Source organism: Scandinavium sp. NPDC088450 (assembly GCF_044900545.1).
Taxonomy (GTDB): Bacteria; Pseudomonadota; Gammaproteobacteria; order Enterobacterales; family Enterobacteriaceae; genus Scandinavium.
Window position 1 is genome coordinate 15,238 of the sequence record NZ_JBJDNI010000018.1, and the last position, 12,136, is coordinate 27,373.

Here is a 12,136-nt window from a genome sequence, read left to right on the forward strand (position 1 = left end):
CCATTGTTGTGTTGTTAGCCGATAAAAGCAGACCAGCCCGGCGGCGCGCGGGTTTGAGGGAAGAGCCAGGGGAAGAAATGCCACGCCTGAATCGCAGGCCGTGGAGGACGCTCACGTAAGCGCAGCAGCAGCGCACTTATCAGCAGAATCAGGGCGAGGATCAGGCCAGGAACATGAGCCAGTAACACGCAGTAGCCGCACGCTTCAGCATGATCGACAGGCATCAGAACAGGCTTATGGCCATCGTGATGCTCACCCATCATCGGCATATCGTGGTGCATCATGCCCGGCATCGCGCTCATCGGGTCTTTTTGCAGGGAGACGGAAATCAGCGGGGCCACAATAATCAGCGCAATAGCAAACAGCGCGAACCAGGCCGCGAGACGTTTGCTGTGACTGCGATGAAATCTGTTTCCGGCCATCTTCCCCCCAAAAAGCGGAGGCATTGTAAATGATTTATGGCACAGACGTTAACATTCACCCTCACAGACATGAAAAAAGGGCCAGCCTTTCGGCCAGCCCTTTTTATCTGGATGTCGCGTTAGCGAGATCTTAGTTAAGACGCTCTTTGATACGAGCAGACTTACCAGTACGCTCACGCAGGTAGTACAGTTTAGCTTTACGAACGGCACCACGACGTTTAACAGCAATGCTGTCAACTACTGGAGAGTGAGTCTGGAAGACACGCTCAACACCTTCGCCGTTGGAAATTTTACGAACAGTGAATGCAGAGTGCAGACCGCGGTTACGAATAGCGATAACCACGCCCTCGAATGCCTGCAGACGTTTTTTGGAACCTTCAACAACCCATACTTTCACTTCCACGGTATCACCCGGACGGAAGGAAGGTACGTCCTGCTTCATCTGCTCTTGTTCAATTTGCTTAATAATGTTGCTCATAATTTAATCTCTTATCCTGGGTAAACTGATAATTGGGGGCTTACGCCTCACCATCATGTTTATGTTGCTGTTGTGCGTGTTCCCGTTGGAACTCCGCCAGCAACCTTGCTTGCTCTTCAGTCAGAGCCAGGTTTTCCAGAAGTTCAGGTCTTCTAAGCCAGGTCCGGCCCAGCGACTGCTTCAGACGCCAGCGACGTATCTCAGCATGGTTGCCTGACAGTAACACTGCCGGGACATCCATCCCTTCTAACACTTCAGGGCGGGTGTAGTGTGGACAGTCCAGCAATCCATCAGCAAAGGAATCTTCCGTTGCTGAAGCTTCATGGCCCAGAACACCCGGAATGAACCGGGAGACGGAGTCAATCAGCGTCATTGCTGGTAACTCACCACCGCTGAGAACGTAATCGCCGATAGACCATTCTTCGTCAATCTCGGTTTGAATCACGCGCTCATCTATCCCTTCATAGCGACCGCACACCAGAATCAATTTTTGACTCGTTGCCAGTTCACTGACGCCTGCTTGATCAAGCTTGCGTCCCTGAGGTGAAAGATAAATCACCTTTGCGCCTTCACCTGCCGCGGCTTTTGCTGCATGAATGGCATCCCGTAAGGGTTGCACCATCATTAACATCCCCGGTCCGCCGCCGTAAGGACGATCGTCCACGGTACGGTGCCGGTCATGAGCGAAATCACGAGGACTCCAGCTCTGGATGTTCAGCAGGCCATTTTTTACTGCCCGGCCAGTTACCCCGTAGTCGGTAATCGCGCGAAACATTTCTGGAAACAGGCTAACTACACCAATAAACACAAGCCTTTCCCCATCATGTCGTCTTTTACCGGTAATCCGGAGGTCTTAAAAACCAGGATCCCAATCTACTTCAATGGTTTGAGTAGTGAGATCGACTTTCTTGATAACCTGCCCATCGAGGAACGGAACCAACCGCTCCTTGATACCAAACGCATCTTTCAGGTTTGCTTTGATGACGAGAACGTCATTTGACCCGGTTTCCATCATGTCGATGACTTTACCGAGATCATAGCCTTCAGTGGTCACGACCTGGCAGCCCATAAGGTCTTTCCAGTAATACGTGCCATCATCCAGCGCCGGCAACTGCGAGGAATCCACGACAATTTCACAATTGGTCAGCAGATTCGCGGCATCCCGATCTTCAATGCCTTTCAGCTTGATGATCAGATCCTGATTGTGGTGACGCCAGCTTTCCAGCTCGACTTCTTGCCACTGACCCGCCTTCTGGATTAACCAGGGCTGATAGTCAAAAATGCTTTCGGCGTCTTCGGTGGAGGAAAACACTCTGAGCCAACCACGAATACCGTAGGAAGAACCCATTTTACCAACCACGATAGGATCGGCTGGGGCTTTCGCGGTGAGTTGCTTGCTCATCATGACCACCGTGACAGATTAAGCTGCTTTGTTTGCTGCTTTGATAAGCGTAGCAACGCGATCGGAAACAGTAGCGCCCTGGCCAACCCAGTGAGCGATACGATCCAGATCCAGACGAGTTTCTTCTTCTGCACCGCTAGCCAGTGGGTTGAAGAAACCAACGCGCTCGATGAAGCGACCGTTGCGTGCATTACGGCTATCAGTAACGACAACCTGGTAGAACGGACGCTTTTTTGCGCCGTGACGTGCTAAACGAATAGTTACCATAACATCCTCTTGTGTGAATAAAACACCGGGCCCCATCGAGGGACGGAGCCCGGTGTCATATTAAAAGCCCGAAAATTTTACTCATTTCGGCGCAAAAAGCAATCTTAGACTGACGGCAAAGCTCATTTCTGCTAAGAAAAGAACAGATGCCACCAAAATAAAAATAAGGAAAATCAATTCATTGATTTTCGGCCGCTTACCACAAAGAAGGAAAAACCACGTTTTTTCCTTCTTTGTCAGCCACATAAATCGCTAAAGCGAATTAACGCCCCGGAAAGCCCGGCGGCATCATGCCTTTCATACCGCGCATCATCTTCGCCATGCCGCCCTTCTTCATTTTCTTCATCATGCGCTGCATGTCGTCGAACTGTTTCAGAAGGCGGTTAACGTCCTGCACCTGCATGCCACAGCCTGCGGCGATACGGCGTTTTCGGGAACCTTTGATGATGTCCGGGTTGGCGCGTTCTTTCAGGGTCATGGAGTTGATAATCGCCTCCATACGCACCAGCACTTTGTCGTCCATCTGCGCTTTAACGTTGTCCGGAATCTGGCCCATGCCAGGCAGCTTGCCCATCAGGCTCGCCATTCCGCCCATGTTTTTCATCTGACGCAGCTGCTCAAGGAAGTCTGTCAGGTCGAAACCATCGCCTTTCTTGAGTTTATTCGCCAGCTTCTCAGCCTGTGCGCGGTCAACTTTGCTTTCGATATCTTCGATAAGCGAAAGGACGTCACCCATGCCGAGGATACGGGAGGCAATACGGTCCGGGTGGAACGGCTCCAGCGCTTCGGTTTTCTCGCCGACGCCGAGGAATTTAATCGGCTTACCGGTGATGTGGCGAATCGACAGCGCCGCACCGCCGCGGGCGTCACCGTCCACTTTGGTCAGTACAACACCCGTCAGCGGCAGCGCTTCGTTAAAGGCTTTTGCAGTATTCGCGGCATCCTGGCCGGTCATCGCATCGACGACAAACAGGGTTTCAACTGGATTGATGGACGCATGGACTTGCTTGATTTCGTCCATCATCGCTTCATCGACGTGCAAACGACCGGCGGTATCCACCAGCAGTACGTCGTAGAACTTCAGCTTCGCTTCTTTCAGCGCCGCGTTAACGATATCCACTGGCTTCTGCGCAACGTCTGACGGGAAGAAGTCCACGCCAACCTGCTCAGCCAGGGTTTCCAGCTGTTTGATTGCCGCTGGACGGTAAACGTCCGCAGAGACAACCAGCACTTTCTTCTTGTGCTTTTCACGCAGGAACTTACCCAGTTTACCTACGCTGGTCGTTTTACCGGCACCTTGCAGGCCCGCCATCAGCACCACGGCTGGCGGCTGAGCGGCGAGGTTGAGCACCTGGTTCTCTTCGCCCATCGCCGAAACCAGTTCGTTACGAACGATTTTGACGAACTCCTGACCCGGGGTCAGGCTCTTGTTCACTTCATGACCCACCGCGCGCTCTTTCACGCGGTTGATGAATTCACGCACGACTGGCAGCGCCACGTCGGCTTCAAGCAGCGCCATGCGCACTTCGCGCAGCGTGTCTTTAATATTGTCTTCGGTAAGGCGTCCGCGGCCGCTGATGTTGCGCAGCGTACGCGACAAACGATCGGTTAAATTATCAAACATTGTCTCTCGCCTGAGGTGGAAACGTTCGGTCGCCACAGCGACACAGTCACAGAATTTTGCCGGAGTATAACACGACACCGCCCGAGTTGTGATGCAACGGTTGGAGCATGCGTCGCGTGACGCTATACTGCTTCTCTTTCAACCATGCCGACAACAACATCTATATGCCTGTTTTTGCACTGCTCGCGCTCGTCGCCTACTCCATCAGCCTCGCGCTGATCATCCCTGCCCTGCTGCAAAAAAACAGTGGCTGGCGGCGCATGGCTATACTTTCTGCGGTGATTGCGCTGGTGTGTCACGCCTTTGCGCTGGAAGCGAGAATTTTGCCGGGCGGTGAGAACGGACAAAACCTCAGCCTGTTGAACGTCGGTTCGCTGGTCAGCCTGATGATTTGTACGGTGATGACCATTGTGGCATCCCGCAATCGCGGCTGGCTGCTTCTGCCTATCGTCTACACATTTGCGTTGATTAACCTCGCCTTCGCGACGTTTATGCCCAACGAGTTCATCACACATCTGGAAGCGACTCCAGGCATGATGGTGCATATTGGCCTGTCGCTGTTTGCCTACGCGACATTAATCATTGCAGCCTTGTATGCCCTGCAACTGGCATGGATTGACTATCAACTTAAGAACAAAAAGCTGGCCTTCAGCAGCGAAATGCCGCCGCTGATGAGCATTGAGCGCAAGATGTTTCACATCACCCAGGTCGGCGTTGTTCTGCTCACTTTGACCCTGTGTACCGGTTTGTTTTATCTGCACAATCTGTTCAGTGTGGAAAATATCGACAAAGCGGTCCTTTCCATCATCGCGTGGTTTGTCTATATCGTGTTGTTATGGGGTCATTATCATGAAGGCTGGCGAGGGCGCCGCGTGGTGTGGTTTAACGTCGCGGGTGCAGGATTGTTAACGCTGGCCTATTTTGGCAGCCGCGTTCTGCAGCAGTTTGTCAGCTAAGACTTAAAGGAATCTCCGTTGGAACATATCTCAACCACGACGCTCATCATCACGCTTGTCGTCATGGTTTTTATTTCTGCTTACTTCTCTGGTTCAGAAACCGGGATGATGACGCTCAACCGCTACAAGCTGCGTCATATGGCAAAACAGGGCAACAGCGCGGCCAAACGTGTCGAAAAACTGCTGCGTAAGCCAGACCGCCTGATTAGCCTCGTGCTGATTGGCAATAACCTCGTCAATATTCTGGCGTCTGCGCTGGGCACGATTGTCGGGATGCGTCTGTACGGCGATGCCGGTGTGGCTATCGCAACCGGCGTATTAACGTTTGTGGTGCTGGTGTTCGCCGAAGTCCTGCCGAAAACTATCGCCGCGCTGTATCCGGAAAAAGTGGCTTATCCCAGCAGCTTTCTGTTAGCGCCTTTGCAAGTGCTGATGATGCCACTGGTGTGGTTCCTCAACACCATCACCCGCATCCTAATGCGAATGATGGGCATCAAAACCGAAACGTCGATCAGCGCAGCGCTCAGTAAAGAAGAGTTGCGCACGATTGTGAACGAGTCACGCTCGCAAATCTCTCGCCGTAATCAGGATATGCTGCTGTCAGTGCTGGATCTGGAAAAAGTCAGCGTTGACGACATCATGGTGCCGCGCAACGAAATCGTCGGCATCGACATCAACGACGACTGGAAGTCCATCGTTCGTCAGCTCACCCACTCGCCGCACGGGCGTATTGTGCTCTACAGAGATTCACTCGATGACGCCATCAGCATGCTGCGCGTGCGCGAAGCTTACCGCCTGATGACCGAGAAAAAAGAGTTTACTAAAGAGATCCTGCTGCGCGCCGCGGATGAAATCTATTACGTGCCTGAAGGCACGCCACTCAGCACCCAACTGGTCAAATTCCAGCGCAATAAAAAGAAAGCGGGTCTGGTGGTCGATGAATACGGCGATATCCAGGGCCTGGTTACCGTTGAAGATATTCTGGAAGAGATAGTCGGTGATTTCACCACCTCGATGTCACCTTCACTGGCGGAAGAAGTCACACCGCAAAACGACGGCTCAGTCATTATCGACGGTACCGCAAACGTGCGTGAGCTGAACAAAGCCTTCAACTGGCATTTCCCGGAAGATGAAGCCCGCACCATCAATGGCGTGATTCTGGAAGCACTGGAAGAAATCCCGGCCATTGGCACACGCGTGCGCATCAACCAGTTCGATATCGATATTCTCGACGTTCAGGACAACATGATTAAGCAGGTGAAAGTGGTGCCGGTGAAATCAATTCGGGAAAGTGCTTCTGAATAAACGGCGTTCCTCTCCCCGGGCGGGGAGAGGAAATGACGAGGCTTATGCCTTCGCTTTCGCGACGGAAACCATCGCCGCACGAATGGTACGCCCGTTCAGGGTATAACCCTTCTGCATCACCATCAGCACGTTACCTGCCGCAACCTCTTCCGATTCAACCATCGCAATCGCCTGGTGAACGTTCGGATCCATTGGCACGTTAATGTCGCCGACCACTTCCACACCGTACTTACGCACCACGTCGAGCATGGATTTCAGCGTCAGTTCGATACCTTCCACCATTGGCGCCATCTCTGGATTGGCTTTATCAGCCACTTCCAGCGCGCGGTCGAGGCTATCGATAACCGGCAGCAGGTCATTGACGAACTTCTCAAGGGCAAACTTGTGCGCCTTCTCAACGTCCTGTTCGGTACGACGACGCAGGTTTTCCATCTCGGCTTTCACACGCAGCACGCCATCGCGCTCACGCGTCTGCGCTTCCTCTAACTGAGCTTCCAGATTCGCAATTTTCTCATCGCGCGGATCCACCTGCTCAGCAGAAGCATCAGACTCTACAGCCTCAACTTCATCATGCTGGTCCTTGATAATTTCTTCCGGGGCTTGCCCCTCAGGCGTTTTCTGTTCTTTACTACTCATGAATTTCTCCGCGTTTTTTGGTATTCATCTCGCTGACTTCGCTTATTATGGGGATCGCGCTGCGGGATTCAAGGGAAGCAGGCACATTGTCATCATTCATTCGGCACAAGGACCTCCAGAAAATGAACAATCATTTCAAGTGTATCGGTATTGTCGGTCATCCCCGCCATCCTACCGCGCTCACCACACATGAAATGCTGTATCGCTGGCTGTGTACCAAAGGCTACGATGTCATTGTCGAGCAACAAATTGCCCGCGAACTGCAGCTGAAAAATGTCGCCACCGGAACACTGGCGGAAATTGGCCAGCAGGCCGACCTGGCGGTCGTTGTTGGCGGTGACGGCAACATGCTAGGCGCCGCACGAACGCTGGCGCGCTATGACATTAAAGTCATCGGCATTAACCGTGGCAATCTTGGCTTCCTGACCGATCTCGACCCAGACAACGCGCAGCAGCAGTTAGCCGATGTCCTCGAAGGCCACTATATCACCGAGCAGCGCTTTCTGCTTGAAGCCCAGGTCTGCCAGCATGACTGCCAGAAGCGCATCAGCACCGCCATCAACGAAGTGGTGCTGCATCCCGGTAAAGTGGCGCACATGATTGAATTCGAAGTGTATATCGATGAAGTCTTTGCGTTCTCTCAGCGATCAGACGGTTTGATTATCTCCACGCCGACAGGCTCCACCGCCTATTCACTTTCTGCGGGTGGCCCGATTTTGACGCCCTCTTTAGACGCGATAACGCTGGTGCCCATGTTCCCGCACACCCTCACGGCACGCCCGTTGGTGATCAACAGCAGCAGTACCATCCGTTTGCGCTTTGCTCATCCACGTAATGACCTGGAAATCAGCTGTGACAGCCAAATTGCCCTGCCTATTCAGGAAGGCGAAGATGTGCTGATTCGTCGCTGCGACTACCACCTCAACTTAATCCATCCTAAAGACTACAACTATTTCAACACCTTGAGCTCAAAACTCGGCTGGTCAAAAAAATTGTTCTGATTTCGGACTCGCCTCTTTACTGTATAAAAAACCAGTCTATACTGTATGAAATTACAGTTATGGTTTTTCATACAGGAAGACGGCTATGTTGGCACAACTTACCATCAGCAATTTTGCAATCGTACGCGAACTTGAAATCGATTTTCATGGCGGTATGACGGCCATCACCGGGGAAACCGGGGCCGGTAAATCTATTGCGATAGATGCCCTCGGGTTGTGCCTGGGTGGCCGCGCGGAAGGCGATATGGTTCGGGCTGGTGCTAACCGGGCCGATCTCTGCGCCCGCTTCGCCCTGAAAGACACCCCTGCCGCACTGCGCTGGCTGGAAGCCAATCAGCTTGAAGACGGACGTGAGTGTTTACTCCGCCGGGTGATCAGCAGCGATGGCCGTTCCCGTGGCTTTATCAACGGCACTGCCGTGCCGTTATCGCAATTGCGCGAGCTGGGTCAACTGCTGATCCAAATCCATGGCCAGCATGCCCACCAGCAGCTTGTCAAACCTGAGCAGCAAAAAACCCTGCTTGATGGCTATACCGGTGAGTACGTGCTCACTCAGCGCATGGCCGAACATTACCGTCAATGGCATCAAAGCTGCCGCGATCTGGCACAACATCAGCAACAGAGCCACGAACGTGCCGCGCGTGCCGAGCTTCTGCAATACCAGCTTAAAGAACTGAATGAATTCCAGCCTCAGGCAGGTGAATTTGAACAGATAGATGAAGAGTATAAGCGTCTGGCAAACAGCGGGCAGTTGCTGAGCACCAGCCAGCAAGCACTGAATCTGCTGGCTGATGGCGAAGATGCCAACCTGCAAAGCCAGCTCTACAGCGCTCGCCAAATGGTGACCGAATTGATAAGCATGGACAGCAAACTTTCAGGTGTTCTGGAGATGCTGGAAGAAGCCGCTATTCAGCTCAGTGAAGCCAGCGACGAGCTCCGCCACTATTGCGACAGATTAGATCTCGACCCGAACCGCCTGTTCGAACTTGAACAACGTATCTCGCGTCAGATAGCGCTGGCGCGTAAGCACCACGTTAGCCCTGAAGAATTGCCCGCGTTCCATCAATCTCTGCTGGATGAACAGCAGCAACTTGACGATCAGGCTGATTCACTGGAAACGCTGAGCCTTGCGGTGAGTAAACATCACCAGCAGGCACTGGAAACCGCGCAACAACTGCATACCGTACGCATGGCGAGCGCCGCTGAGCTGGCCGGGCTTATCACGGAAAGCATGCATCAGCTTTCCATGCCACACGGCAAGTTCACCATTGAGGTGAAATTCGAGGAGAACCACCTCACAGCCGAAGGGGCCGATCGCATTGAGTTCCGCGTGACCACTAACCTTGGTCAGCCGTTGCAGCCCATTGCCAAGGTGGCTTCCGGCGGTGAATTGTCACGTATCGCACTGGCCATTCAGGTGATCACAGCACAGAAAATGGAAACCCCGGCGCTGATTTTTGATGAAGTCGACGTGGGCATCAGTGGGCCCACCGCTGCGGTGGTGGGTAAATTACTGCGCCAATTGGGCGATTCGACTCAGGTCATGTGTGTCACGCATCTGCCGCAAGTGGCGGGCTGTGGCCATCATCATTTCTATGTCAGCAAAGAAACCGACGGCGAAATGACGGAAACCCATATGCAACCGCTGGATAAACGCGCTCGCTTGCAAGAACTGGCGCGCCTGCTCGGCGGTAGCGAAGTCACTCGCAACACGCTGGCAAACGCCAAAGAGTTACTGGCGGCATAAACTTTTTCGCAATCTGAGAGTCTCAGTTCACAACAAAAAAACGCCTACAGACCAGACGCTCTGCCTATTAGATTTCGAGTTGCAGAAAGGCGGCAAACCTGGGAGTCCCCAGGAGCTTACTTAAGTAAGTGACTGGGGTGAGCAGGTGCAGCCAACGCATCTGCAGCTTGAAAGATGATGGGCAGAAAGGTTTTAATGTGCGACAAGGTCTATTATCATCGTCAAATTACAATTGAGCCGTGAACTGCTCGGGCCCGAAAAGGAATGAAATCACTATGCGCTGTAAAATGCTGACTGCTGCCGCAGCGGTTCTTCTGATGTTGACCGCAGGCTGTTCCACTCTGGAGCGAGTGGTTTACCGTCCTGACATCAACCAGGGTAACTACCTGGCCCCTAACGACGTTGCCAAGATTCGTGTCGGCATGACACAGCAGCAGGTTGCCTATGCTCTGGGTACGCCAATGATGTCCGATCCATTCGGGACCAATACCTGGTTCTACGTGTTCCGCCAGCAGCCTGGCCACGAGAAAGTGACCCAGCAGACGCTGACGCTCACCTTTAATAGCAGCGGCGTGTTGACCAATATCGACAACAAGCCAGCTCTGACCGGCAACAACTAAGCCAACAGTCGTAAAAAAAGCGCTCACTGAGCGCTTTTTTATTGTCCAGAACAGACTCCATCGTCTTCTGTCAGGTGGCGCTGCGCTTACCTGACCTACAAACAATTTCGCTCCACAGAAATCGTCTTTGTAGGCCCGCGCAAACGAAGTGCCGCCGGGCGGGGCTGGATTGCTGTCAGATGGCGTTACGCTTACCTGACCTGTGAATGGCAGACGCATGTGGCCCGGTGTCGATTACTTCCCTGCTTTTTCTGCTCTCTGGCGACGTAATGCTTTTGGATCGGCAATCAGCGGTCGATAGATTTCCACGCGATCACCATCATGAACCTCGTCCTGCAGTTTTATCGCACGGCTCCAGATGCCGACTTTATTGCTACTGAGATCGATATCGGTGCGCAGCTTCAGCAAGCCGCTGGCAAAGATCGCTTGCTCTACGGTCGCGCCCTCTTCCAGCATCACTTTTTGCAGATACTGCTTTTCCGGCAGCGCATAAATCACTTCTACCGCCATCTTAGCCGACACTGTAGACCTCTTTCGCGCGGATAGTGAAGGCCTGCACCATGTTCGATGCCAGCTCTTTAAAGATGCGACCAAACGCCATCTCAATCAGCTTATTGGTGAATTCAAAATCGAGGTGAAATTCAATTTTGCAGGCATCGCTGCTCAGCGGGGTGAACTTCCAGCCGCCAATCAGTTTTTTGAACGGGCCATCGACCAGGTGCATCAAAATACTTTGATTGCTGGTCAGGGTATTCCGGGTGGTGAACGTTTTGCTGATCCCCGCTTTTGACACATCCACCGCGGCGGTCATTTGTGTCGGCCCGGCTTCCAGCACCCGGCTGCCAGTGCAACCCGGAAGAAAAGCAGGATACGCATCCACATCGTTCACAAGTTGGTACATCTGTTCCGCACTGTAGGGCACCAGCGCAGTACGACTAATCTGAGGCATAGCAATTTCCACTCTCTGTTCTGGCACAAATAATATCATTTATCCCCTGTTAAAAAAAACGCTGTGCCACAACTCGTGCTAAGATAGGCCATTGCGCCTCGCGGGAGGATTGAGGCAAGGTACAGATAAAGATGACTTCAGGACACTATGACTAAGAAAAAAGCCCACAAACCTGGATCAGCCACCATCGCGCTGAATAAACGCGCCCGTCACGAATACTTTATCGAAGACGAATACGAAGCTGGTCTTGCCCTGCAAGGATGGGAAGTAAAATCTCTGCGCGCTGGCAAAGCCAACATCGGTGACAGCTATGTGATCCTCAGAGATGGCGAAGCGTATTTGTTTGGCGCCAACTTTACCCCGATGGCGGTGGCTTCCACGCACTACGTCTGCGATCCAACACGTACCCGCAAGCTGCTACTGAATCAGCGTGAACTCGACGCCCTGTATGGCCGCATTAACCGTGAAGGTTACACCGTGGTTGCCCTTTCGCTGTACTGGAAAAATGCCTGGTGCAAAGTGAAGATTGGTGTGGCGAAAGGTAAGAAACAGCACGACAAGCGAACTGATCTCAAAGATCAGGAATGGGCACGCGACAAAGCTCGTATCATGAAGCACGCAGGCCGCTAAGCCCGACAAGTGCTTTCTGTTCCGGCAGCGAAGAATGGCGCTGTCGGAGCACATTCTCCCTTCATTTATCTCTCACACTCTCCGTCAATAATAATGACA

15 protein-coding genes are annotated in these 12,136 nt (G+C 52.7%); 6 read left to right on the plus strand and 9 right to left on the minus strand.

Going from position 1 to position 12,136, the window contains the following annotated elements; genetic code table 11:
- Positions 1–14: 14 nt before the first annotated feature.
- From ACI2I2_RS15900 to ffh, 6 genes are all read right to left on the minus strand, one after another.
- On the minus strand, positions 15–422 hold the full coding sequence (locus ACI2I2_RS15900; RefSeq protein ID WP_404658764.1) for a DUF2946 domain-containing protein: 408 nt from the start codon (positions 420–422) through the stop codon (positions 15–17).
- Between the two features lie 130 nt (positions 423–552).
- Positions 553–900: a 50S ribosomal protein L19 gene (rplS, locus tag ACI2I2_RS15905; protein WP_006178051.1), complete on the minus strand. Its 348-nt coding sequence runs from the start codon at positions 898–900 to the stop codon at positions 553–555.
- Positions 901–940: 40 nt separating this feature from the next.
- Complete coding sequence (gene trmD, locus ACI2I2_RS15910; protein WP_330985171.1) at positions 941–1,708, minus strand: tRNA (guanosine(37)-N1)-methyltransferase TrmD; 768 nt, start codon at positions 1,706–1,708, stop codon at positions 941–943.
- A 45-nt stretch (positions 1,709–1,753) separates the two neighbouring features.
- Entirely contained in the window at positions 1,754–2,302 is a 549-nt protein-coding gene (gene rimM / locus ACI2I2_RS15915) for a ribosome maturation factor RimM (protein ID WP_330985170.1), read from the minus strand.
- An 18-nt stretch (positions 2,303–2,320) separates the two neighbouring features.
- On the minus strand, positions 2,321–2,569 hold the full coding sequence (rpsP, locus tag ACI2I2_RS15920; RefSeq protein ID WP_022649067.1) for a 30S ribosomal protein S16: 249 nt from the start codon (positions 2,567–2,569) through the stop codon (positions 2,321–2,323).
- Between the two features lie 262 nt (positions 2,570–2,831).
- Complete coding sequence (gene ffh, locus ACI2I2_RS15925) at positions 2,832–4,193, minus strand: signal recognition particle protein (protein ID WP_330985169.1); 1,362 nt, start codon at positions 4,191–4,193, stop codon at positions 2,832–2,834.
- 164 nt (positions 4,194–4,357) lie between these two features.
- Between ffh and ACI2I2_RS15930 the strand changes: the two genes are divergently transcribed.
- Both ACI2I2_RS15930 and ACI2I2_RS15935 read left to right on the plus strand, forming a co-directional pair.
- Positions 4,358–5,149 carry an inner membrane protein YpjD gene (locus ACI2I2_RS15930; RefSeq protein WP_404658827.1) on the plus strand — a complete coding sequence of 264 codons (792 nt, stop codon included), beginning with the start codon at positions 4,358–4,360 and terminating at the stop codon, positions 5,147–5,149.
- Between the two features lie 18 nt (positions 5,150–5,167).
- Positions 5,168–6,454, plus strand: a complete 1,287-nt coding sequence (locus ACI2I2_RS15935; RefSeq protein WP_404658765.1) for an HlyC/CorC family transporter — start codon at positions 5,168–5,170, stop codon at positions 6,452–6,454.
- Between the two features lie 42 nt (positions 6,455–6,496).
- Here ACI2I2_RS15935 and grpE read toward each other — a convergent pair whose 3' ends face one another.
- Positions 6,497–7,090: a nucleotide exchange factor GrpE gene (gene grpE, locus ACI2I2_RS15940; protein ID WP_404658766.1), complete on the minus strand. Its 594-nt coding sequence runs from the start codon at positions 7,088–7,090 to the stop codon at positions 6,497–6,499.
- Between the two features lie 122 nt (positions 7,091–7,212).
- On the opposite strand from grpE, the gene nadK reads away from it, so the two are divergent.
- From nadK to bamE, 3 genes are all read left to right on the plus strand, one after another.
- Positions 7,213–8,091 (plus strand): NAD(+) kinase, encoded by an 879-nt coding sequence (gene nadK / locus ACI2I2_RS15945; protein WP_404658767.1) that lies wholly within the window; start codon positions 7,213–7,215, stop codon positions 8,089–8,091.
- 85 nt (positions 8,092–8,176) lie between these two features.
- Positions 8,177–9,838, plus strand: coding sequence for a DNA repair protein RecN (gene recN, locus ACI2I2_RS15950; RefSeq protein ID WP_404658768.1), 1,662 nt, complete (start codon positions 8,177–8,179; stop codon positions 9,836–9,838).
- A 275-nt stretch (positions 9,839–10,113) separates the two neighbouring features.
- Positions 10,114–10,458 carry an outer membrane protein assembly factor BamE gene (gene bamE / locus ACI2I2_RS15955; protein ID WP_404658769.1) on the plus strand — a complete coding sequence of 115 codons (345 nt, stop codon included), beginning with the start codon at positions 10,114–10,116 and terminating at the stop codon, positions 10,456–10,458.
- Positions 10,459–10,692: 234 nt separating this feature from the next.
- Here the strand turns inward: bamE and ACI2I2_RS15960 are convergent, their stop codons facing one another.
- Both ACI2I2_RS15960 and ACI2I2_RS15965 read right to left on the minus strand, forming a co-directional pair.
- Positions 10,693–10,968 carry an RnfH family protein gene (locus tag ACI2I2_RS15960; RefSeq protein ID WP_404658828.1) on the minus strand — a complete coding sequence of 92 codons (276 nt, stop codon included), beginning with the start codon at positions 10,966–10,968 and terminating at the stop codon, positions 10,693–10,695.
- Position 10,969: 1 nt separating this feature from the next.
- Positions 10,970–11,407: a type II toxin-antitoxin system RatA family toxin gene (locus tag ACI2I2_RS15965; RefSeq protein ID WP_404658770.1), complete on the minus strand. Its 438-nt coding sequence runs from the start codon at positions 11,405–11,407 to the stop codon at positions 10,970–10,972.
- A gap of 147 nt (positions 11,408–11,554) precedes the next feature.
- Between ACI2I2_RS15965 and smpB the strand changes: the two genes are divergently transcribed.
- Positions 11,555–12,037 (plus strand): SsrA-binding protein SmpB, encoded by a 483-nt coding sequence (smpB, locus tag ACI2I2_RS15970; RefSeq protein WP_330985160.1) that lies wholly within the window; start codon positions 11,555–11,557, stop codon positions 12,035–12,037.
- Positions 12,038–12,136 lie beyond the last annotated feature (99 nt).